This is a genomic window from Nanhaiella sioensis (assembly GCF_046557775.1).
Lineage (GTDB): Bacteria > Bacillota > Bacilli > Bacillales > SM2101 > Nanhaiella > Nanhaiella sioensis.
The window spans coordinates 2222830-2245083 of sequence record NZ_JBKAEG010000001.1; the positions used below are offsets into that span (position 1 = coordinate 2222830).

A 22254-nucleotide genomic window follows, 5' to 3' on the forward strand; every position below is an offset into this window, starting at 1 on the left:
ATTTTCTCTCCCAAGGCGCTGGAGAAACCTGTTTTAGGAGGAAAAGTAGTGTTAAAACAAACAAACATATATACTAAAGTACGTCATTTGATTAAACCTGTTAACTTTGATAAGAAAGCGCTTAGTATCGTCAAAAAAGCAATGGTTACGACTGTAGCAGTCGCAACACTAACAGTTGGTTCGGTAGAAGCTGCTAATGGTGGATCAGTCATATCTACAATCTATCATGTATATGTTAACGGAGAAAATATTGGAACAGTAGATGACAAAAAGACTATTGAGAAGGCTGTAAACGACAAGATGAAAAAGATGGACGATCGTAACGGTTATCTTGAATTTTCTGTAGGAGACCAGTTAACCTACATACCTGAAAAAGTCTTTAGTCCTGTAGTTAATAATGAAACTACCGCTAAGAAAGTTAAAAATAACATAGAGATATTTGCAGCATCAGCTGCCATTAATGTTAACGGAGAACCAATCGCTTATTTTGCAAACGAAGAAGAAGCAAATGAAGTGTTGAAAAAGATCAAAACGTCTTACGTGTCAGCAAAAGAGTTAGAGAAACTAGAGCTACAACAAAAGCCGAATGAATTACCGAATGACCTATCGGATGAATTACCGCCACTGAAGGAAGGCGAATCAAGAATTATAGATGTATCCTTTGATGAATCAGTTAAAGTTACTAAAGAGGACATATCACCAGATAATATCATTACTGTTGACCAAGGGGTTTCTTTATTAAAGAAAGGGACGTTGGCAGAGAAAAAATATGAAATTAAACAAGGTGATGTCTTAGGAAGTATTGCAAATGCTCATGACTTAAGCACAGAAGAGCTTCTTAAACTTAATTCAGATATATCCGAAAAGACAGTATTGCAAATTGGTCAGCAATTAAATGTTACTCAGTATGAACCATTTGTACATGTTCTCGTAAAAGAAGAGCATTATAAACGAGTTGTAATACCATTTAAAACCGAGACGATTGAAAAAGATACAATGTATAAAGGTGATCAAAAGGTAAATCAAGAAGGTCAAAATGGTGAGAAACTAGAGAATATTATTATTGTAAAAGATAATGGTACGCAAATAGAAAAAACAACGATTAAAGAAGACGTTACTAAAGAACCTGTAAATAAAATTATTTTCAAAGGTACGAAGGTTGTGCCTTCACGTGGAACTGGTACTCTATTATGGCCAGCCTCAGGCGGTTATGTTTCAAGCGAAATGGGACAGCGATGGGGAAAGCTGCATAAAGGTATGGATATTGCGAGACCGAGTAATTATACGATTAAAGCTGCAGACAATGGAGTCGTTGAATTTGCAGGCTGGGATGGAGGATATGGGAATCGAATTGTTATTAATCATAACAATGGTATAAAGACAACATATTCACATCTGTCATCAATAAGCGTCTCAGTTGGACAAACGATTGAAAAAGGACGCAAAATTGGCATGATGGGGTCGACAGGTAATTCAACTGGTACTCATCTACATTTTGAAGTATACAAAAACGGAAGTGTACAAAACCCGAGAAACTTCTTGCAGTAACCTCTAGCTTTGCTAGAGGTTTTTTTGTAATTCATATACTCCTCATGATAAAGTAAGGATACAGAATGTTCCGGGAAAGGAGTCTTTCTATGAAAAATAAAGTTCTTGTAGTAGACGATGAAAAACCAATTGCTGATATTTTAAAATTCAACCTAGAAAAAGAAGGTTACGAAGTTACATGTGCTTACGATGGAGTAGAAGCACTTAATCAAGTTGAAGAGGTAAAACCGAGTATTATATTACTCGATATTATGCTCCCACAAAAAGATGGAATGGAAGTTTGCCGAGAAGTAAGGAAAAAATATGATATGCCAATTATCATGCTAACAGCAAAGGACACAGAAATTGATAAAGTTCTTGGTTTAGAATTAGGAGCGGATGATTATGTAACAAAACCGTTCAGTACTAGAGAGTTGCTTGCACGTGTAAAAGCTAATTTAAGAAGGCATCAACTCATACGAGAAGAAGATACATCACAAGATGACAACAATTACTTATCAATTGGACCACTAGTCATCCAACCGGATGCTTATGTTGTTTCAAAACGTGGTGAAACGATAGAGCTGACTCACCGCGAGTTCGAGTTATTACATTATTTAGCAAAACACCTAGGTCAAGTAATGACAAGAGAGCATTTGCTTCAAACAGTGTGGGGTTACGATTATTTTGGTGATGTTCGTACAGTTGATGTAACAGTTCGACGACTCCGTGAAAAAATTGAAGATAACCCTAGCGATCCAACTTGGATTGTTACTAGAAGGGGTGTTGGATACTACTTACGAAATCCAGAGCAGGAGTAAATTTATTTATGAAAAAAGTTGGTGTGTTTCGTTCCATTCATATTAAGTTTATTCTAATTTATATTCTCCTCATTCTTATTGCTATGCAAATTATAGGGGTGTATTTTGTTCGGAAGCTAGAAGGTCAGCTCGTCGAAGGCTTTAAAGTGTCACTGGATAGACAAGAAAACATCCTATCCTACTATTTAGAGGAAGCCATAACATTAGAGCGAGATGAACAAGCAAGCACAGTTGAGGATGATGTCAAAAATATTTTGCGAGACTACGATTATCAGGACATTATTGAGGTACGTGTTATTGATATCAATAGTCGTGTCATAGGAACGTCTAATCCAGATAATGAGAAAATTGTTGGGAAAAGAATGACTGAGCGTGGGATTAATCTTGCGCTTATTGTTGGAACAGCTAGTGATGAATTGGTTATAGAACCAAATACAGGGTTCAGATTGCGTGTATTATCAACACCTATCAAGTCAAATGATGAAATTGTTGGTGCGATATACTTAGTAGCCTCTATGGAAAATGTCTATAATCAAATGAAGCAAATTAATCGTATTCTTGTAACAGGAACAGTTTTAGCTATGGTCATTACGGCCGTATTAGGGATCTTTTTAGCCCATACGATTACTCGTCCAATTTCAGATATGAGAAAACAAGCTCTTGCGATGGCAAAAGGAAATTTCTCTAGAAAGGTTCGTATTTACGGATATGATGAAATTGGTCAATTAGCATTAACCTTTAATTATTTATCTAGAAAACTCCAAGAAGCACAAGCGTCTACAGAGGGTGAGAGACGTAAGCTTGCTTCAGTTATTACACATATGACAGACGGGGTTATAGCGACTGACAGAACAGGACATATCATTTTAATAAATGATCCTGCCTTAAAACTATTAGGTATATCTAGGGAAGACGTATTTAATAAACCTATTATTTCGGCCTTAGGATTAGAGGATGAACTTAATTTTGATACACTTTTAAATGAGAGAGAATCTTTAATACTCGACGTAAGTACAAAGGATAACTCTTATATACTTCGGGTAAATTTTTCTGTCATTGAAAATAAAATCGGTATTACAAATGGCTTAATAGCTGTTTTACATGATGTGACCGAGCAAGAGAAGATCGAGCAGGAACGGCGAGAATTTGTTGCGAATGTGTCACATGAATTAAGAACGCCACTTACGACAATGAGAAGTTATTTGGAAGCATTAGCGGAAGGGGCATGGCAGGACAAAGATATTGCACCACAGTTTTTACATGTTACACAAACAGAAACTGAACGTATGATAAGACTTGTGAAGGATTTACTTCAGCTATCTAAGTTAGATAGTAGGGATTACTCATTACATAGAACACCTGTTAATTTTATTGAATTTTTCCATCAGATTATTGATCGATTTGAAATTTCAAAGAATCAATATGTAACTTTCAAAAGACAGCTACCAGATGAAAAAATTACGGTTAGTATTGATAAGGATAAAGTAACTCAAGTCATAGATAACATCATTTCAAATGCATTAAAATACTCTCCAGAAGGAGGACAAGTCAGCTTCTCTTTGAGGAAAAATGTTAATCACCTTGAAGTAATCATAAGTGATGAAGGTGTCGGTATTCCTAAGGCAAACCTTGCACATATATTCGATAGGTTTTATAGAGTTGATAAGGCTAGAAGCCGTAACCTAGGTGGAACAGGTCTAGGTTTGGCAATTTCCAAAGAAATGATAGAAGCACATGGAGGAGACATTTGGGCAGAGAGTGAGGAGGGCAAGGGTACGACAATTTTCTTTACACTCCCACTTGAAAAGGAGCAAGAGGATGAGTGGTCATGAAATTTGAGGTCTTAAAATCAATATTGCTAACAACATTAGTGCTGATCAGTATTATTTTAACATGGAATATTTGGACTTTCCAAAATAAGTATAAAACATTAGAAAATCCAGATATTAATCAATTTGTTTTAGTTAACAATGAAACTCGTGATGTTGAAGAACTGATTAAACCTAGTCAAATGTTTATTCATTATAATTACGATGATTATGGAACAAATGAATATTACAAAATTGATAAAATGGTATCAGAAATACAAAAATGGATTATTACGAATGTAACAAATATATCTAATACTATTCCACAAAAAGATTTTTTATCATTTATCCATGGAGATAATAAAATTGAAATAGTCTATCAAGACCAAGTTCCAGCTGAATTTACGAAGAAAATGTTTCAATTTCAAAATCCAGATATTTTAGTCGGGCTGTATGATCGTATCGTTGTTGATGTGGATAAGGGAGAATTATATTTTGTTTTATATGATAAGCAAAGAGTGTATAAAGCATTACTAGATAATGTTTATTTAGAAAATATAAGGAAAAATTTCCAAGAAAAAAAATCGTATACACACTATATCCCATACGACATCAATGAAGTAAAACGCATTTATGTACCATCGGGAGAGCAAGCTGTATATCAATTGGAATATACGTATGAAACACTAGCTCCAGAAGTATTTAAGGATGCTCTTTTTAGTGATCCTAAATCTGTTCAAAAGGAATCATTATCTTCCCACGTGGTTGTGTATACAGATGGCTCACGATTTATGGAAGTAAATTCTTTAACGAATCGTTTAAAGTTTGAGAATCCAGTATCAGAGGATAGTGACATATTAAGTACCGCAAATACTGTATTAAAAAGCATTGATTTTGTAAATAGTCATGGCGGATGGACGGATAAATATCGTTATTGGAGCTGGGATGAGAACAGAGAAAAGTATACGCAAACGACAGAGTTTCAATTATTTTTACGAAACCTACCTGTTTTCAATGAAAGTAACCTTACAAAAATTGAACAATATTGGCGAAATGGCAAATTATATCGATATGAACGCCCGATGATTGAACTAAAAATTTCTGAACATAGGGAGGTTACTATACCAACGGGTGAAGAAATTATTAATCACTTGGAACAAATGGAACAATTTAATAAAAATTCACTTGAAGATCTAATCCTAGGCTATAGGCTTAGACGAGGTGAACGAGATGTTTTAATTTTTGATCCAGTTTGGTTTTATCGTTATAACAACATCTGGCGTCATATTAATGTAGAAGAGGTAGGAGGAGAGTATATTGGATTGGAATAAGACGAAAACCATTTTCATTATTACTTTTCTCTTGCTAGATATTTTTTTAATCTATCAGTTACTTGAAATGCGCAATAATAACCAATTAATGATACTGACAGAAAAAACAATTGAGGAAAATTTAGCTGCTGACGATATTACTTATGTTAAAATTCCTGAGGTAGAGGAGAGAGGAAAATATTTAAGCGGTGAAAGTAGATTGTTTACGGAAGAAGAACTAACGAAACTAGCTGGTCAGGATATACCTATTGTTGATACTACAATAGTAGAATCAACATTGTTAACACCGTATCCATTAGAAGAAGCAAAGCTTGACTTCCTACTAAGTCAATTTTTCAAAGAGTATATTATTGATGGCGATAAATATACTCTTTGGGAGATGGATGAGGAGCTAAACCAAATTATTTTCTATCAACTATTTAATGATAAAGTTATTTACAACGAACAAAATAGTAGTATTATCGTACAACTTAATGACATAAATGAAATTATTTCTTATAGGCAGACAATGCTTAATATAGAAGAATACGAAAAAGAAGAAGAAATTATTCCTGCGATAAAAGCGTTAGAAATTCTCCACAATAAGAACTTATTAAAGTTTGGTAGCCAAATAACAGAAATTGAGTTAGGATATTATTCAATTGTGCCATTTACAACTCCCCAATCAAAGGTTCTTACACCGACTTGGCAATTTGTCGTAAATGATCAGGAAAACTATTACGTCAATGCATTTGAGGGGAAAGTAATTGACGAGGAAAGTTTGGAGTGAAAGAAAGTATGAGTTTACAATTTAGTGTGCTTGCAAGTGGCAGTACTGGAAATGCGTTTTATATAGAAACGAACGAGCAATCAATATTAGTTGATGCTGGCTTAAGTGGTAAACAGATGGAGCGATTATTTCTTCAGATAGACCGTTCGATAAGTAATCTATCTGGAATTTTAGTAACTCATGAACATGTTGATCATATAAAAGGGATAGGTGTATTAGCTAGGAAATATCAATTACCGATATACGCGAATGCAAAGACGTGGAGTGCGATGGAAAGTAAAGTTGGTGAAATCCCTACAGAACAAAAGTTCATTTTTGATATGGGTAAAGTAAAATCGTTTGGCAATTTAGATATAGAGTCATTTGGAGTGTCACACGATGCAGCCGAGCCAATGTTTTATGTTTTCCACCATGAAGGTAATAAAATTGCACTTATTACGGATACTGGTTATGTCAGTGATCGAATGAAAGGAATTATTAACAACGCTGACGTATTTGTGTTTGAGAGCAATCATGATGTTGACATGCTAAGAATGGGTAAATATCCGTGGAATATTAAGCGCCGAATTTTAAGTGATGTTGGCCACGTATCGAATGAAGATGCAGCCATTGCGATGACTGAAGTTATAGGTGATCGTACGCAACGTATTTATTTAGCACATTTAAGCCAAGATAATAATATGAAGGATTTAGCACGGATGGCAGTTTCTCAGACATTAGAATCAAAAGGTTTTATGATCGGAGAGCAGTTTAACTTATATGATACTGATCCAAATCAACCGACAAAGCTCATAGCAGTCTAGTTCATAATCAAATCTTCCATAAAGTTGAATCGAGTTATAGCATTCATCCCTTAGAAGTTGCTTCATCCTTTTTACTCGCATAGAGTTGCATTTCTTACAAGAAAGCGTTCTTGGCTTCTTTTCTATTTTAAAAATTTAGAGCGTGGATATAACCTTATATGACTGTCCACTTTTTAAAACAATAGCATACGAAAAGAGCCTTCTCTAAAAAGGCAAAAACACCCTTCATGTGAAATTATGTGATGACTGTGTTAGTTCGTGGATATGATAGATTTATTAGTATTTCTGAGTATAATAAATATTACAAGCATTAATTGCAAAATCTAACATTCATCGGTGAAAGGGTGGATCACTTATGGGATATTATGATCAAGACTATGAGCAAGCTCAAGGAAAGCAAAAAGGAAATCGAGGCGGTTGGTTTTTATCAGCACTTGTTGGGGCTATTCTAGGAGCATTGCTAGTTGTTATTGCAATTCCTACTTTAGTTAATTTAGATGTTTTACCGTACGATATAGCTATTAACGAGGAGCAAGCTGAGCAACTCGAAACAAATAACGGGACTCCAATAAATGAGGGGACTAATAAAAATATTGCCGTCAATGTATCCTCACAAGTAACGGATGCAGTTGATAAAGTATCAGACGCAGTTGTCGGTGTAGTGAATATTCAACAAGCCGGCTTTTGGAGTAACAACGAAGCTGGAGCACAAGAAGCAGGAACAGGATCAGGAGTTATTTATAAAAAAGATAACGGTAAAGCTTATGTTGTCACTAATCACCATGTCATCGAAGGTGCTAATGCAGTAGAAGTAAGCTTGGCTGACGGAACCCGTGTACCAGCAACCATACTCGGAAGTGATATCTGGACTGACTTAGCAGTTCTTGAAATTGATGGTGAACATGTTACAACGGTAGCCGAGTTTGGTGACTCTGATCAAATTAATTTAGGTGAGCCAGTCATTGCTATTGGAAATCCATTAGGCTTGGAGTTTTCTGGTTCAGTAACACAAGGGATCGTATCAGGTTTAAATCGTTCTGTACCAATGGACATTAATGGGGATGGTACGTATGATTGGAACTCTGAAGTTTTGCAAACAGATGCAGCAATTAACCCAGGTAATAGCGGTGGAGCATTAGTTAACATCGATGGTCAAGTCATAGGGATTAACTCAATGAAAATAGCTGAACAAGCAGTTGAAGGAATTGGCTTCTCAATTCCAAGTAATTATGCGCTACCTGTCATTCAGGACTTAGAGCAATACCAGGAAGTGCGGCGTCCTTATATGGGAGTAGGAGACTTGGTATCGTTAAATGAGATCTCAGATTACCATAAAAACCAAACACTTCATTTACCCGAAGATGTTACAGAAGGTGTCGTCATCCAGCGAGTAGAACCTAATTCTCCAGCAAGCCAAGCAGGCTTAGCAGAATTAGACGTCATTGTCGCAATGGATGGTGTACAAATTACAGATACAATTGAATTAAGAAAGTACTTGTATAATGAAAAAGCAATTGGCGACACGATGGATGTCACTATCTTCCGAGACGGTGAAGAACAAACAGTCACACTGAAGTTGATTGAAGAAATATTTTAGATATTAATAGGTAGAGGCTTCTCTTTAGTCAAATTCGTTTGGCGTAGAGAAGCCTCTTTTTGAAGTTGGACAATAACAGTAGCTATTTTGACAACAAAGAGGATATTTTTTCAGTAAAAGCTTAAATTTCGATAGAAAGAGTGCTGATTTGGACAATAAAGAGATGGTCATAGGAAATTAAGTTAATAATTAGAGTTATTATATATGTTGGTAGATTTTTCTTTACATAAAAGTATAATATACTATAGATATGGTTCAAAGCATGCAACAATGCAATGTTATGCAGTGTAATTATTGAACAAATACATTAGTTAACCTATTGTCCGATGAAAGGATGAATAATAAATGGGCTATTATGACGATGGTCATGTTCACATACAAAAAAGATACAAAAGGAAGAGAAAGAAAAAAGGTTGGTTGTTAACTGTATTTATAGGTGCAGTTGTCGGCACATTCATTGTCATTATGTTCATTCCTCTATTAGCAAAATTAGATGTCCTCCCTTATAAGATTGTATATGAACACGAAAAAATTCAATTACCAGAGGCAGTTGATTCTGTCTCAGTTACAGCAGCCCCTAGTAGAAATATATCAGTCAATGTGATTACACCAATAACTGAAGCAGTAGAGAAAGTTTCAGAGGCAGTTGTCGGTGTCGTAAACATTCAAGAAGCAAGCTTTTGGTCAAGTAGGGGAACGGTCGAAGCTGGTACTGGTTCAGGTGTTATATATAAAAAAGACAATGACATAGCGTATATTGTGACAAATCACCATGTTGTTGAACAGGCTAATCGCGTTGAAGTAATACTATATGATGGTACACGTGTATATGCCGACATAGTCGGAACTGACGCATTAACAGATTTGGCGGTACTCAAAATTGATGCAAAGGATATAACGGTCATTGCCGAATTAGGTGACTCAGATCAGTTGAAAATTGGGGAAACCGTCATCGCAATAGGTAACCCATTAGGAATCCATCTATCAGGATCGGTCACAAAAGGCATTATTTCTGGTACAAATCGGTTTATCCCAGTAGAAGTAGAATCAAAAGGTAGAATCATTGATTGGTTTGCTGAGGTTTTACAAACCGATGCTGCGATAAACCCAGGTAATAGTGGAGGCGCACTCGTAGATATGAATGGAAAGGTTATCGGCATAAATTCGATGAAAATTGCAAGGCATGCTGTTGAAGGTATAGGCCTTTCGATCCCAATTAACTACGTACAACAAACGATTGAAAACTTAGAAGAGAATGGCGAGATTAGACGTCCTTATATGGGGGTAGAATTAACCTCTCTACAAGATATTCCGGTGGAGCATTTACAAAAAACATTAAAGCTACCAACAGAAGTGATTAAAGGTGTAGCTATCACTGGCGTTGAACGATCCTCACCTGCTGACGAAGCCGGTTTGCAAGAGCTTGATGTCATTGTCGAGCTTGACGGTGAGCAAATAAATGACTTAACAAGCTTAAGAAGGCACTTATATACGAAAAAGTCAGTCGGAGATACGATGGAAGTAACATTGTTTCGACAAGGATTAAAACAAACGATAACGATGAAGCTGTCGAAATATATTTTGCTGTAGGTAGATGTAAAAAAGGTAGGACGAGAGGGTGATATGCTCCCCTTAAGGTAGACAGATTAAAAAATAAAATCTGATTACCTTAAGGGGGCTTTTTTATGTCCAATAAATTTTTCTCTATTGAATTTAAACATGAAGTGGTGAGGGCATATAACAACGAAAACTTCACTCTAAAAGAGCTAACAACAATGTACCAAATTCCTAAAAATACTATTTATAAATGGGTAGAGCGATTTGAGAAAAGTGGAATTGATGGGTTAATTGACTCTAAAACATGGAAAAACTACTCCAAAGAATTAAAGGAAGCTGCAGTTAAAGATTATTTGTCAGGGGAATACTCTCAACGTGAGGTTGTTCGTAAATATGAAATTTCGAGTTGTTCCGTCCTTGAGAAATGGGTTTACAAGTATAATAGTCATAGTGAATTAAAAGATACGAAACAAGGAAGGACAAGGACTATGACTAACGGAAGAAATACGACTTGGGAAGAACGGATACAAATTGTAATGGACTGTTTAGAGAATGGCAAAGATTATCAAACAACAGCTGAGACCTACAAGGTCTCTTATCAACAGGTGTACCAATGGGTTAAGAAGTATGAAAATGGTGGAGATGAAGGACTTAAAGATAAACGTGGAAAAAAGAAAGAAGAAGTAAAGCTAACTCCAGAAGAGAAGATTGAACTCCAGATGAAAAAGCTAGAAAGAGAAAATGAGCGCTTACGTGCGGAAAATTTATTCTTAAAAAAGTTAGAGGAAATCGAAAGGAGGCGAAAGTAAGCTGCATTCGATATGAAGACAAGTATATTGCCATTCAGGAACTTAATGAAAGCAAAGGCCTGAGTATTCTATTGCTTTGTGAAGTGGCAGGTATTACGAGAGGTGCTTACTATAAGTGGCTGAAACGGAAGCCTTCGGCACAAGAACTTCAGAATGAAGAGATTATTAAAGAAATGATGGTTCTACATAAGAAGGTCGATGGGATATATGGATATCGTCGAATGACGTTAAATATCAATCGGAAATTTGATGAGAACTTTAATTACAAACGTATTTATAGACTAATGAAGGTAGCCTGCATACAGTCTGTCATTCGAAGAAAGAAAAATTCTTATAAGAGCTCTACTCCTCAACATGTCGCAGAAAATGTGTTAAATCGCGAATTCACGGCAGAAAAACCGAATGAAAAATGGGTAACGGACGTAACGGAATTTAAATATGGAGTATCAAAGAAAGCTTATTTAAGTGCTATTCTCGATCTATATGATGGCTCAATTATTAGTTATGTTTTAGGGAATTCGAATAATAACCTTCTTGTGTTTAATACTCTTGACCGAGCGATAGACCAACTGAACGGGGATTATCCACTAATACATAGTGATCGAGGATTTCAGTACACATCTAAAGGGTTTAAACGAAAAATAGATGCCGCTAAGATGAAACAGAGTATGTCGCGAGTAGGTCGATGCATTGATAATGGACCGATGGAATCTTTTTGGGGAGCACTGAAATGTGAGAAGTATTATTTAAATAAATATGAGAATTTTGAAGAATTATCTCAAGCCATAGAAGACTATATACATTTTTATAATTACGATAGGTACCAAAAACGATTATATGGCCTTAGCCCTATGGAATATAGAGCTAAAGCCGCTTAAGTGACTTTTTATTATTTCCGCTGTCTACTAGACAGGGAGCATATCAGGGTTATGAGAAGCCCTCTTTTTTATGAATAACTTTTATCTAGATATGTTGTATTGTTAAATGGTTTATAAGTAGGATTATTTATTGTATGAGTATAAGTTAATGTCTAGATTAGAGCTTTTCTCTGAGAGGTGGGTTCACCATTTCATCCCGAAAGCAAAAGACGTCTTCATGTGAAAGGCCTTGAGTTCAAGTGCTTGTTGGAGGAGTCGGGATGAGGATGACAAGATTCCTCCGTTACCGATAGGATGCGTGGAAGTGAAGTGGTTTTTCTTTTTAAGTGTGTGGATAAATATTTACGTTAATAATTACCCACAATAATATATGCTACAATGGATAACGGAAAAAAGAATTGCCCACATGTGGATAAATGTAAAGAGTCATTGTTTGGAGGAATGAGAACATGAAATGCTGTGATGAACATATAGATTTAGCCATTGATATGTATGTAGATGAACATGAAATTGCACCAGAAATAAATATGCTAAATGAAGAAGAAAAGTTGTCAACATGCTGTGAATTTTGTCGAAATCCAGCAACATATATTGTAGGGAACTAATATTCTCATACAAGATGTGGATAGAAAATGTGTATATGTGGATAACCACTGTGGATAACTTGTAAGTAAACTGTTTATAAAGCGGGGATAAATGTGAATATCTCAATTATTTCAATTGGAAAACTAAAAGAAAAATACTTAAAGCAAGGAATACAAGAATACTTAAAACGCCTCACACCTTATGCAAAGGTCAATATCATCGAGCTCCCAGACGAAAAAGCACCCGAAGCCTTAAGCGAGCAACAAATGGAGCAAATCAAACAAAAGGAAGGCGAGCGCATACTCGCAAAAATATCAGAAGACACCCATGTCATCGCCCTTGCCATCGAAGGCAAAATGAAAACATCCGAACAGCTCGCAAAAGACCTCGATCATTTGGCAACGTACGGAAAAAGCAAAGTTGCTTTTGTGATTGGTGGGTCGCTAGGACTAAGTAATGAAGTCATGCAGAGGTCGAACGAATCGTTGTCCTTTTCTAAGATGACGTTTCCTCATCAGTTGATGAGATTGATTTTGTTGGAGCAGGTTTATCGGGCGTTTCGGATTAATAGAGGGGAACCGTACCACAAATAAAAAACTAAAAATAAGTATCAGAATGTCTGTTGAATTTTTGTCTCTAATAAGTCCGCTAAAGATATTTTTAGATAGAAAAACCGCATCTCAATTGTTTCTAACAATTGAGGTGCAGTTTGTTTTGCCGCCCTAATAAGTAAAGATTATTTCAAATCAAACCGATCTGCGTCCATCACCTTCACCCAAGCTGCTACAAAGTCACGGACAAACTTTTCTGTATTATCGTCTTGTGCATACACTTCAACTATAGCCCGAAGAACTGCGTTTGAACCGAATACGAGGTCAAAGCGTGAGGCAGTACGCACGACTTCACCAGATTTGCGGTCACGGCCTTCATATTTGTTGAAACCCGCTGGTTTCCACTCAATCCCCATGTCAAGCAGGTTCACAAAAAAGTCATTTGTCAACGTGCCGACACGGTCAGTAAATACGCCGTGTTCCGAACCACCATGATTTGTGCCGAGGACACGCATACCGCCGAGCAAGACGGTCATTTCTGGTGCAGTTAGGCCTAGTAACTGTGCTTTGTCAACGAGCATTTCTTCTGGACTGATAGAGTATTCTTTCTTCTGGTAGTTACGGAATCCATCAGATACGGGCTCTAATACTTCAAAGTTTTCCACTTCTGTTTGGTCATCAGTTGCATCACCACGACCAGTAGAAAATGGAACTGTTACATCGAAGCCTGCTTCTTTAGCTGCTTTTTCGATTGCAGCGTTTCCGCCAAGTACGATTAAATCAGCAAGGCTGACTTTTTTATCAAGCTTACTTTGAAGGTCTACGTAGATTCCAAGCACTTTTTCTAGCTGAGCAGGTTCGTTAGCTTCCCAATCTTTTTGAGGAGCCAATCTAATACGTGCCCCGTTCGCACCTCCGCGCATATCAGAACCACGATATGTGCTTGCTGAAGCCCAAGCTGTTTTCACTAGTTCGCTTACGGTTAATCCTGTGCTCAGGATTTTTTCTTTTAGGTCAGCGATTTCGGCATCAGATAGTTCATAATCGGCTTCTGTAATTGGATCCTGCCAGATTAACTCTTCTTGTGGAACCTCTGGACCCCAGTATCTATCCTTAGGTCCCATATCACGGTGAAGTAATTTAAACCATGCACGTGCGAATGCATCTGCAAACTCTTCCGGATTCTCATAAAAACGACGGGAAATTTTTTCATATTCTGGATCCATACGCAAGGCCATGTCCGCTGTTGTCATCATCGTCTTTACACGTTTAGATGGATCTTCAGCATCCGGGGCCAAATGTTCCTCCTGCATATTGACAGATGCCCATTGAGAAGCGCCTGCAGGACTCTTTGTCAACTCCCACTCATATCCGAATAACAATTCAAAGTAGCCATTATCCCATTTAGTAGGGTTCGTTGTCCATGCACCTTCAATACCACTTGATATCGTATCACGGCCTTTTCCGCTCTTGTATGTGCTCTTCCAGCCAAACCCTTGTGTTTCAAGTGTTGCTGCTTCAGGGTCGTCACCTACTTGAGAGGCATCCCCTGCGCCATGCGCTTTACCAAATGTGTGTCCACCCGCGACAAGCGCCACCGTTTCTTCGTCATTCATCCCCATACGTTCAAATGTATCACGAATATCACGAGCACTTGCAAGTGGATCTGGCTCTCCGTTTGGACCTTCAGGATTTACATAAATGAGCCCCATCTGTACAGCAGCGAGTGGATTTTCTAGCTCACGGTCACCGGAATACCTGTTGTCGGCTAACCATTCCTTCTCTGAACCCCAATACACATCCTCCTCAGGGTGCCAAATGTCCTCACGTCCTGCTCCAAAACCAAAAGTTTTTAAGCCCATAGATTCAAGTGCCACGTTACCTGTTAATACAAGTAAATCCGCCCATGAAATCTTGTTTCCATACTTTTGCTTAATAGGCCATAACAGACGGCGGGCCTTATCAAGATTGACATTATCCGGCCAGCTGTTCAGAGGAGCAAAGCGCTGTGATCCAGTTGAGCCACCCCCACGTCCATCTGCCGTCCGATATGTACCTGCTGCATGCCAAGACATACGAATAAAGAATGGACCGTAGTGACCGTAATCAGCAGGCCACCAATCCTGGCTATCTGTCATTAAGTGATGAAGATCTTTCTTTAGAGCATCATAATCGAGCTTAGAGAATTCTTCTTTATAATTAAAGTCTTCTCCCATTGGGTTGGATTTTTTGTCATGCTGGCGAAGAATACCCAAATTTAATTGGTTCGGCCACCAGTCTTTATTCGTCGTACCTCTAGGCGCTGTCGTTGTCGTGATTGCACTATCTTTGTGATGAGTTACAGGACATTGCCCCGCAGCTGCAGCTGTGTGTTCTTTTTGGTCAGGATAATTGTTGTTTTCCATTCATCATTCTCCTTCCTATTTTTGAACATTTAGTCGAAGATAACATTACATCTTGCCACAAATAGGTGTTAGACTATTATGATAATTCTTACTCTCTATTATAGTGGACTGGGTGTTTGATTCAAAGTGATATGTGCTGTGGATGGAGAATTTTTAACAAAAGTTACTTTCAAATAGGATTCATCATCACACAAAATAGGGCCAAAAAAATTACCATGTTTATTAGAATTTTCGTAGTGTGAAGTTGTTAAACAGGATTTATCCGCTTCTTACTACATTATTTTTTGTGCAATTACGTTAATCAAACATCAACGAGATATTGCTGCAGAACTGATACAATTTTTATCCAGATCACACAGTTTACTGTCCAAATCGACTATATTCTATTGGAATTACACAGCTTACTATCCAAATCAGCTCCTTTACTATCCAAATTACATAGCTTACTATCCAAATCAGTCCTTTTACTATCGAAATAACACAGCTTACTATCCAAAACAGCCATTTTACTATCCCAACCTGCCACACCACTCATCATACTTTAGTTGTTCTAAAGAATAATACATTTGCATATGTTGAAGTGGCCTCATCTTGTCATATCATCTTCTTCAGGAGTCCTACGAATATATCTTCTAGTAGTCTTTATTAAGTCTACTTATTTAAATCGTAATATGAGTCATATTTTGTTAGCTTCATAGCTAAGTGATATGCTATAACAATATTAAAGAGAAATATGGAGGTGTAGCTCACATGAGTGATATCCTTATTCGATATTTGAAACATTATACTGATGCTAGTGAATCAGAGATAGAGATGATTGTTGCAGATATACCTATTGCAGAATATAAAAAAGGAACTATCCTTTTAGATCAGGGAGAGGTTCCAGAGAAATGCTATTTTGTCGTAAAGGGTTGCGTCCGCCAGTTTGCAGTTGATGAAGAGGGGAGAGAAACGACATATAATTTTTTTACAGAAGAACAAGCGGTGACGATTTTCAATCAGCATAGTTCTGATAAAGCATCAAAGTACACGTTAATCTGTGTGGAGGACTGTGTTCTCGTTGTAGGTGATTTATCGAACGAGGAACAGATGTATGACAAGCATCCAGGACTTGAGACGATGACGCGTAAGCTAATGGAAGAGATTATGGGTGAAATGCACGAAGATATTGCTACGTTTATTTCATCTCGCCCAGAAGAACGGTATAAGGCGCTCGTTGACAAACGCCCTGATTTGATTAACCGTGTACCACAACATCAGTTAGCAAGCTATTTAGGTATTACACCTGAGTCACTTAGTCGTATCAAACGAAGATTATAGCATTCAAATTTGCGCAGCATTGTTGTTTGCCTTCCTTGTTGAATACGATTTAATAGGTGTTTTACCACCTTTCATTAAGAGCCAAATGCAAAAGCCTAGCTCTCCAGCAGTCATTGGAATCATCAAAATCATCTCGATAGTTGAAGTCACATTTTCAAGCGTTGGAAAAAACCCGTCTAATAGATGGACCAACATATAACTTGCACCCCCTAATACAAGTAGAATGCTTATGATCTTTGGAACTGTTTTAGTTTTTGAAACGACAAAGCCCACTATTAATAGATGCATCCCAAAGACGATTAACCCAAACGACCAAACAGATTCAAATGCTAGTACAGACATCATGACATCAGAAGCGAGAAGACTGTCAGGCTGATTCAACAGCTCATTATTATACTTAATGAGATTATCTACCTGAATGAGATTTGAGACGGCAATAGCTAGTATGGCAGTATACATCAATCGAAGCCAAGCAGCTAGCGTTGCATATCCTTCATGTATTGGTTTTAAAAAGATATAAAATGCCCACGAAACGAGTATATCCGTTATTAATATAACTAACCAACCAAGTATTCCTGCTCTAAATAATCCTGTTGATGCTGAAATGTTATTAAATGTTTCAATTGAGCTATTACTAATCATTAAAGAACTATGAACATAGCCAAAAGAGAAAAATGCAGCTACGGTCATGATGAGCAAGGATATCCCTGCAATTAATGCTGATTTTCGAAGCTGATTTACATCTTGCTGTAATACTTCCATATAATTCCCTCCTAAGTCTTTTGATTGTATTGTAGTGAAAAAATGAATATGATTCATTGACTTAAGTCAATGAATCAATAAGAAAACAATCTATTGCCTAAGTAAATATACAAGCTTCTTTAGTAATCATATTACGATCATTTATCTGTCGAGCAAGACATTTATACGAGATTTCAAACTAGTATTTGTATAAGGTCGACCTTGCTTTATATTCCCTATTTTGTAGTAAACCTGACATAGAGGTGAGTCAAGCTTTCATACTATTAGTTACTTCATAACGATAAAGAGCACCCAATGAAGTGAAAGATTATTAGACGTGAAAAAGGTATGGTAAATCTACTTTTATTCTTTTGGTATGCCATTTAAATGAAAGTTAAGTTGATTCGGTTGGGAGGAGTGTTATGAAGCGTTTTTCAAAAGCGGAGCGCGGTTGGATTTTTTATGATTGGGCAAACTCAGCATATTCAATTATTATAACAACAGCTATATTTCCCTTGTTTTATAAAGAAGCTGCGACGAATAGTGGAATTTCTGCGGCAAATTCCACGGCTTACTTAGGCTATACAATAGCGATTGCAACCTTTATATTAGCAATGTTAAGTCCTATATTAGGTACGATTGCAGATTATCAAGGGTTAAAGAAAAAGTTTTTCGTATTCTTCCTTCTCTTAGGTGTGACTTCAACGGCGATATTAGCATTTATTCCGAGTGATCAATGGCTGCTGTTACTAGTTTGTTATACCGTGGCAACGATTGGATCTGCTGGAGCAAATATTTTTTACAATGCTTTTTTAGTAGATGTCATACCAAAGAAACACATGAATCGTGTGTCTACATACGGTTTTGGATTTGGTTATATTGGGAGTACAATCCCTTTTATCGTTAGTATCGCTATCATCATGTTATCTCAAAGTAGTATCCTGCCGATTAGTACAACAGTTGCAAGTAAGATAGCCTTTATGATTACAGCATAATGGTGGTTTATTTTTACTATTCCATTATTGAAACATGTTTATCAAGTTCACTATATTGACCGTGAACCAAAACCTATTAGAAATAGTTTTAAGCGACTAGCGAAAACGGTAAAGGAAGTTCGAAAATACCGTTCGTTATTTTTATTTTTGCTAGCTTATTTCTTTTATATTGATGGGGTAGGGACGATCATTTCCATGTCTACAGCATACGGAGCTGATTTAGGTATATCTGCTACAAGCTTACTCATTATCTTATTTGTCACACAGGTTGTTGCCGCGCCATTTGCCATATTGTACGGGAAATTAGCGGATATCTTTTCTGGTAAAAAAATGCTTTACGTAGGTATCATTATTTATATCATTGTTTGTATTTACGCGTTTTTTTTGCAAACTACACTCGATTTTTGGATATTGGCTATGCTGGTCGCATCGTCACAAGGTGGGATTCAAGCGTTAAGTCGCTCTTACTTCGCTAAGCTCATACCTAAAGAGAATGCCAATGAATTCTTTGGCTTTTACAATATCTTCGGTAAATTTGCTGCCATTATGGGACCATTTCTAGTCGGACTCACCTCACAACTAACAGGACATACGAATATGGGCGTCTTTAGTTTAATTGTTCTCTTTATTATTGGTGGAATTATTTTAATATTTGTTCCTGAACCGAAAGGTGTATCAGTACAACTATCGCAATAAAAACTTCCGCTTTAATCCAAGAATCCAGGTTCCCAAAAAAGCTCCATCACTGCATCGTAAAGGGCTTTCCTTGTTAATCGTTAATTCCTCTTTCAAATTTGTCATATTGAATTTCCCCTCTCTTTAAACTTTAATTTTATTATGCTGAAGGGATAAATTTAAACTTGTAATATAAGCAATCAATATATTCTTTAAGTAGCCAGTCCCATTTTTCAAAAAGAAAAGTTATCATATTCGGCAGCTAATCCTCCCTGTTAGTTCTAAAAAATGAAACAACTTTAATCTTTTTAAGAACATCTTAATGTATATTAAACACCTTTATTATTACTTAATACGAGGGCTTAGGAAAGTTAATTCCAAAGGTCTTTCCTAAACTTATGAATAAGTATAGAAAAATAATAGTGGCTGGGACAAAACTAGTCTAAATTAGTGAAAGAAAGGTTCTAATCATCGGTTTAAATGATTAGAACCTTTCTAATAAATCATTCCTTCGGAACTTTTCGATAATTCGCACTCATGGCGTTGTACTTTCTTAAGTTTACTGCTATGAGCGCAAACCTAATTCATTTTCCACCTTCTCTACATAGCCGCTATTGAATTTCTTAATTTTATGGATATTCGGTTCAGCAACCTGATCTTGGAGAAGCCAGTAGTTCTCTTAGCTCTTATTCGTTCAGCCAGTTTTCTCGTACCATTTGGCCTGTGTATTAAACATTTGGGCATAAGTACCTTGCAAACTCATTAGCTCGTCGTGTTTTCCCTGTTCAACCAGTTCACCGTTGGATAGTACTAGGATCACATCCGCATCTCTGCAGCTGCCTAGACGGTGGGATATCATAAAGGTTGTGTTCCCTTCAGCCAACTGGGCAAAACGTTCAAACAGCAATGCTTCAGCTATAGGGTCTAATGCTGCAGTTGGTTCATCCAACACAATAATATCGGCGTTTTTGAAAAAGGCACGGCTTAATGCAATTCTCTGCCACTGTCCGAATGACAGCTCCTGACTATCCATAAACTCCCGGCCAAGCAGCGTTTCGAAGCGCTCAGGTAAATCCTCAATAAAAGCTTTAGCCCCTGACTTGCCGGCGGCTGTTTCGATTTGGGACAAATTACCCATCTGATCGATATCCCCAAACCCTATATTTTCTCTTGCACTAAGCTGGTAATTGACAAAATCCTGGAAAACTGCACTAATGTGTTTTTCAATCTCTTCGATCTCCATTACGTTGACTCCGTCGTACTTCACAACTCCACTATCTGGTTCGTATAAGCCGAGCAAACATTTAATCAAAGTGCTTTTACCAGCTCCGTTATCCCCGACTATAGCGACTTTTTGTCCAGGCCTAATGTGAAAACTAATGTTTTTCAAGACAGGCTGACGGGAATTGGGAAAACGGAAGGTAAGCTTATCTACCGTAATCCCCTTCTGAAGAGGAAAGGCTATGTTGTTTCTCTTTTGTTCTATCGGTTCCGGCCGGTTCAAAAATTCAAATAACTCACTAATAAATAGAGATTCCTCATACACTTGAGCTAAATTTAAAGCAATAATCATGATGCTTGTCTGAGTGGAATTCAATGCCTGAGTTAGCGCTACAAAAGATCCGACCGTTAAATGTCCTTGCATGGCAATGAACACAAGAATCATGATGGAGCATAGTGTAACTATGCGGGTAAACATATCCATCCAAAAGTTTGTTTGCAGATTTTTTTTCTCTAGCGCAATCTTCTCATTCCCATTTTTCCAATAAAGGGACGACCAGCGCATCAGCAAATAAGGAAACAACCGAAAGATTCGTACTTCTTTGGAAGCTTCCTTACCAGTCATGAGTTCCATCAAATACTCAACCTTACGGACTGTTGGGGTTTGTATCATCATTTGGGCGAATCTTTTGTTGCCCATTTTCAAGTTCACAAACAAGGAAGGAATAATGAGCAATAACATACCACCGGCTAACGAATAGTGCAGACTGGATAAAAGTATTAAATACGTGCTGATTGTCAGAATATTTTGCATTAAAGAGAAAAAGTTTTCGATAATGTGCAGACCTCTGTACGCCATGTTTTGCGTTACCCGTTGCAATTGATCATAGTAAGTTGGTTGGTCATAGTGAATAAGAGATAAACGTGAACATTTCCGTGCAATCATCTTCCCCAATTCATAATTGGCTTTCATTTGAATTTTTACTAACAGAAGTTTGCTTAAGGAAGAGAAGGATAAATCAACCACAAACAAAACAGCCTGTAGCCCGATCCAAAACAGCATGGGCATGATAGAGGTTGTTTGTTTCCCAATTAAGCGAGCAGCTTCATCTATCGTTTGTGTGGTCAACAAAATCTGTGCAGTTGGAACCACTGCATGAACAATACGTACAATAATTGAACCAAATAATAAACTTGGCGCAGTTTTCCATAGTAATGGAAGGATGTGGACAAACAAATTCCTAATTACTTCTGAACTCTTACGTGAAGTATTAAGCTCCATGTTTTTTCCTCTTTCTCCATAGTAGAATTATGCAGCAAATTTATGCTTCGTCTTTTTGGCAATGGATAAAAGCAATCGTAAATGCTCTTCTGTATTGATGAGTCCTTTAGCTAAAACATGTCCCTCGCCATCCAATGCATAGGCAAACGGGATGAGCGAAGTTTGTAAGTCCTCAAATTGTTCGGCGTGTTTAACAGGAAGGGTAATCTCGTAATCACGTACGTGTTGCGTAACTTCTTCCAAATCGCCCAACATCATAACAGAAAATTGATATTGGGGATTCTGTTTAGCGACTGATAAAAAAAGCGGAAACACCTTTTTGCACATTTCACACCAAGAAGAGGCTAACAGCACGATGGATACTTCTGATTTAGCTTTAAAAAGCGTCATATCTTTGTTATCAATTGTAAGTGCCTTCTCAATTGGAAACACGGTACCAATATCTAAGCCCATATCGGTGTCTGGTATTTCTTTCACCATCTGGATCTGTTTTTTCATTACACTAATCGAAGAATACGCAAGCAAGAAAACGACACCCCACAGAATAACATAAGATAGCATGAATAAATTCGACATGGA

The 22254-nt window shown here is 37.1% G+C and carries 16 protein-coding genes and 1 pseudogene; 13 read left to right on the forward strand and 4 right to left on the reverse strand.

Translation table 11 applies throughout. The annotated features are described in order from the left end of the window. The first annotated feature begins 48 nt into the window (after positions 1-48). From V1503_RS10575 to rlmH, 11 genes are all read left to right on the forward strand, one after another. A complete protein-coding gene (locus tag V1503_RS10575) occupies positions 49-1548 on the forward strand; it encodes a peptidoglycan DD-metalloendopeptidase family protein (protein WP_410626731.1) in 1500 nt (499 codons plus the stop codon). A gap of 89 nt (positions 1549-1637) precedes the next feature. Beyond that, positions 1638-2348 (forward strand): response regulator YycF, encoded by a 711-nt coding sequence (gene yycF / locus V1503_RS10580; protein WP_410626733.1) that lies wholly within the window; start codon positions 1638-1640, stop codon positions 2346-2348. Positions 2349-2356: 8 nt separating this feature from the next. Further along, positions 2357-4180, forward strand: coding sequence for a cell wall metabolism sensor histidine kinase WalK (gene walK / locus V1503_RS10585; RefSeq protein WP_320257884.1), 1824 nt, complete (start codon positions 2357-2359; stop codon positions 4178-4180). Next, complete coding sequence (locus V1503_RS10590) at positions 4177-5487, forward strand: YycH family regulatory protein (protein ID WP_410626736.1); 1311 nt, start codon at positions 4177-4179, stop codon at positions 5485-5487. The genes walK and V1503_RS10590 overlap by 4 nt, the downstream gene beginning before the upstream one ends. Next, positions 5474-6256: a two-component system regulatory protein YycI gene (locus tag V1503_RS10595; RefSeq protein ID WP_410626738.1), complete on the forward strand. Its 783-nt coding sequence runs from the start codon at positions 5474-5476 to the stop codon at positions 6254-6256. The genes V1503_RS10590 and V1503_RS10595 overlap by 14 nt, the downstream gene beginning before the upstream one ends. 8 nt (positions 6257-6264) lie before the next feature. After that, positions 6265-7059 (forward strand): exodeoxyribonuclease YycJ, encoded by a 795-nt coding sequence (locus tag V1503_RS10600; RefSeq protein WP_410626740.1) that lies wholly within the window; start codon positions 6265-6267, stop codon positions 7057-7059. 355 nt (positions 7060-7414) lie between these two features. Then, positions 7415-8656, forward strand: a complete 1242-nt coding sequence (locus V1503_RS10605; protein WP_410626743.1) for a S1C family serine protease — start codon at positions 7415-7417, stop codon at positions 8654-8656. Positions 8657-9001: 345 nt separating this feature from the next. Then, positions 9002-10246 carry a S1C family serine protease gene (locus V1503_RS10610; protein WP_410626745.1) on the forward strand — a complete coding sequence of 415 codons (1245 nt, stop codon included), beginning with the start codon at positions 9002-9004 and terminating at the stop codon, positions 10244-10246. Between the two features lie 95 nt (positions 10247-10341). Continuing rightward, a protein-coding gene (locus V1503_RS10615) for an IS3 family transposase (protein ID WP_410626747.1) occupies positions 10342-11900 on the forward strand; the annotation gives its coding sequence in 2 pieces (ribosomal slippage) (positions 10342-10984 and positions 10984-11900; 1560 coding nt in all). Between the two features lie 449 nt (positions 11901-12349). Further along, positions 12350-12505 carry a CxxH/CxxC protein gene (locus tag V1503_RS10620; protein WP_320207304.1) on the forward strand — a complete coding sequence of 52 codons (156 nt, stop codon included), beginning with the start codon at positions 12350-12352 and terminating at the stop codon, positions 12503-12505. Positions 12506-12598: 93 nt separating this feature from the next. Further along, positions 12599-13078 carry a 23S rRNA (pseudouridine(1915)-N(3))-methyltransferase RlmH gene (gene rlmH / locus V1503_RS10625; RefSeq protein WP_410626750.1) on the forward strand — a complete coding sequence of 160 codons (480 nt, stop codon included), beginning with the start codon at positions 12599-12601 and terminating at the stop codon, positions 13076-13078. A 143-nt stretch (positions 13079-13221) separates the two neighbouring features. Here the strand turns inward: rlmH and katG are convergent, their stop codons facing one another. Continuing rightward, positions 13222-15441, reverse strand: a complete 2220-nt coding sequence (katG, locus tag V1503_RS10630) for a catalase/peroxidase HPI (protein ID WP_410626752.1) — start codon at positions 15439-15441, stop codon at positions 13222-13224. A gap of 750 nt (positions 15442-16191) precedes the next feature. On the opposite strand from katG, the gene V1503_RS10635 reads away from it, so the two are divergent. Continuing rightward, entirely contained in the window at positions 16192-16761 is a 570-nt protein-coding gene (locus V1503_RS10635; RefSeq protein ID WP_410626754.1) for a Crp/Fnr family transcriptional regulator, read from the forward strand. Between the two features lie 3 nt (positions 16762-16764). Here V1503_RS10635 and V1503_RS10640 read toward each other — a convergent pair whose 3' ends face one another. After that, a complete protein-coding gene (locus tag V1503_RS10640) occupies positions 16765-17523 on the reverse strand; it encodes a DUF4386 domain-containing protein (RefSeq protein ID WP_410626756.1) in 759 nt (252 codons plus the stop codon). A 401-nt stretch (positions 17524-17924) separates the two neighbouring features. Between V1503_RS10640 and V1503_RS10645 the strand changes: the two are divergent. Then, positions 17925-19193 (forward strand): annotated as a pseudogene (locus tag V1503_RS10645) (MFS transporter). 673 nt (positions 19194-19866) lie between these two features. Here V1503_RS10645 and V1503_RS10650 read toward each other — a convergent pair. Next, positions 19867-21675 (reverse strand): ABC transporter ATP-binding protein, encoded by a 1809-nt coding sequence (locus tag V1503_RS10650; RefSeq protein ID WP_410626758.1) that lies wholly within the window; start codon positions 21673-21675, stop codon positions 19867-19869. Positions 21676-21702: 27 nt separating this feature from the next. Beyond that, on the reverse strand, positions 21703-22251 hold the full coding sequence (locus V1503_RS10655; protein WP_410626760.1) for a thioredoxin domain-containing protein: 549 nt from the start codon (positions 22249-22251) through the stop codon (positions 21703-21705). Between the last annotated feature and the right edge of the window lie 3 nt (positions 22252-22254).

Coding starts and splice junctions, on each gene's coding strand:
- V1503_RS10650 (WP_410626758.1), bottom strand. CDS start 21,675: ATGGAGCTTAATACTTCACGTAAGAGTTCAGAAGTAATTAGGAATTTG.
- V1503_RS10640 (WP_410626756.1), bottom strand. CDS start 17,523: ATGGAAGTATTACAGCAAGATGTAAATCAGCTTCGAAAATCAGCATTA.
- katG (WP_410626752.1), bottom strand. CDS start 15,441: ATGGAAAACAACAATTATCCTGACCAAAAAGAACACACAGCTGCAGCT.
- yycF (WP_410626733.1), top strand. CDS start 1,638: ATGAAAAATAAAGTTCTTGTAGTAGACGATGAAAAACCAATTGCTGAT.
- V1503_RS10635 (WP_410626754.1), top strand. CDS start 16,192: ATGAGTGATATCCTTATTCGATATTTGAAACATTATACTGATGCTAGT.
- V1503_RS10655 (WP_410626760.1), bottom strand. CDS start 22,251: ATGTCGAATTTATTCATGCTATCTTATGTTATTCTGTGGGGTGTCGTT.
- V1503_RS10610 (WP_410626745.1), top strand. CDS start 9,002: ATGGGCTATTATGACGATGGTCATGTTCACATACAAAAAAGATACAAA.
- V1503_RS10620 (WP_320207304.1), top strand. CDS start 12,350: ATGAAATGCTGTGATGAACATATAGATTTAGCCATTGATATGTATGTA.
- V1503_RS10605 (WP_410626743.1), top strand. CDS start 7,415: ATGGGATATTATGATCAAGACTATGAGCAAGCTCAAGGAAAGCAAAAA.
- walK (WP_320257884.1), top strand. CDS start 2,357: ATGAAAAAAGTTGGTGTGTTTCGTTCCATTCATATTAAGTTTATTCTA.
- V1503_RS10590 (WP_410626736.1), top strand. CDS start 4,177: ATGAAATTTGAGGTCTTAAAATCAATATTGCTAACAACATTAGTGCTG.
- V1503_RS10600 (WP_410626740.1), top strand. CDS start 6,265: ATGAGTTTACAATTTAGTGTGCTTGCAAGTGGCAGTACTGGAAATGCG.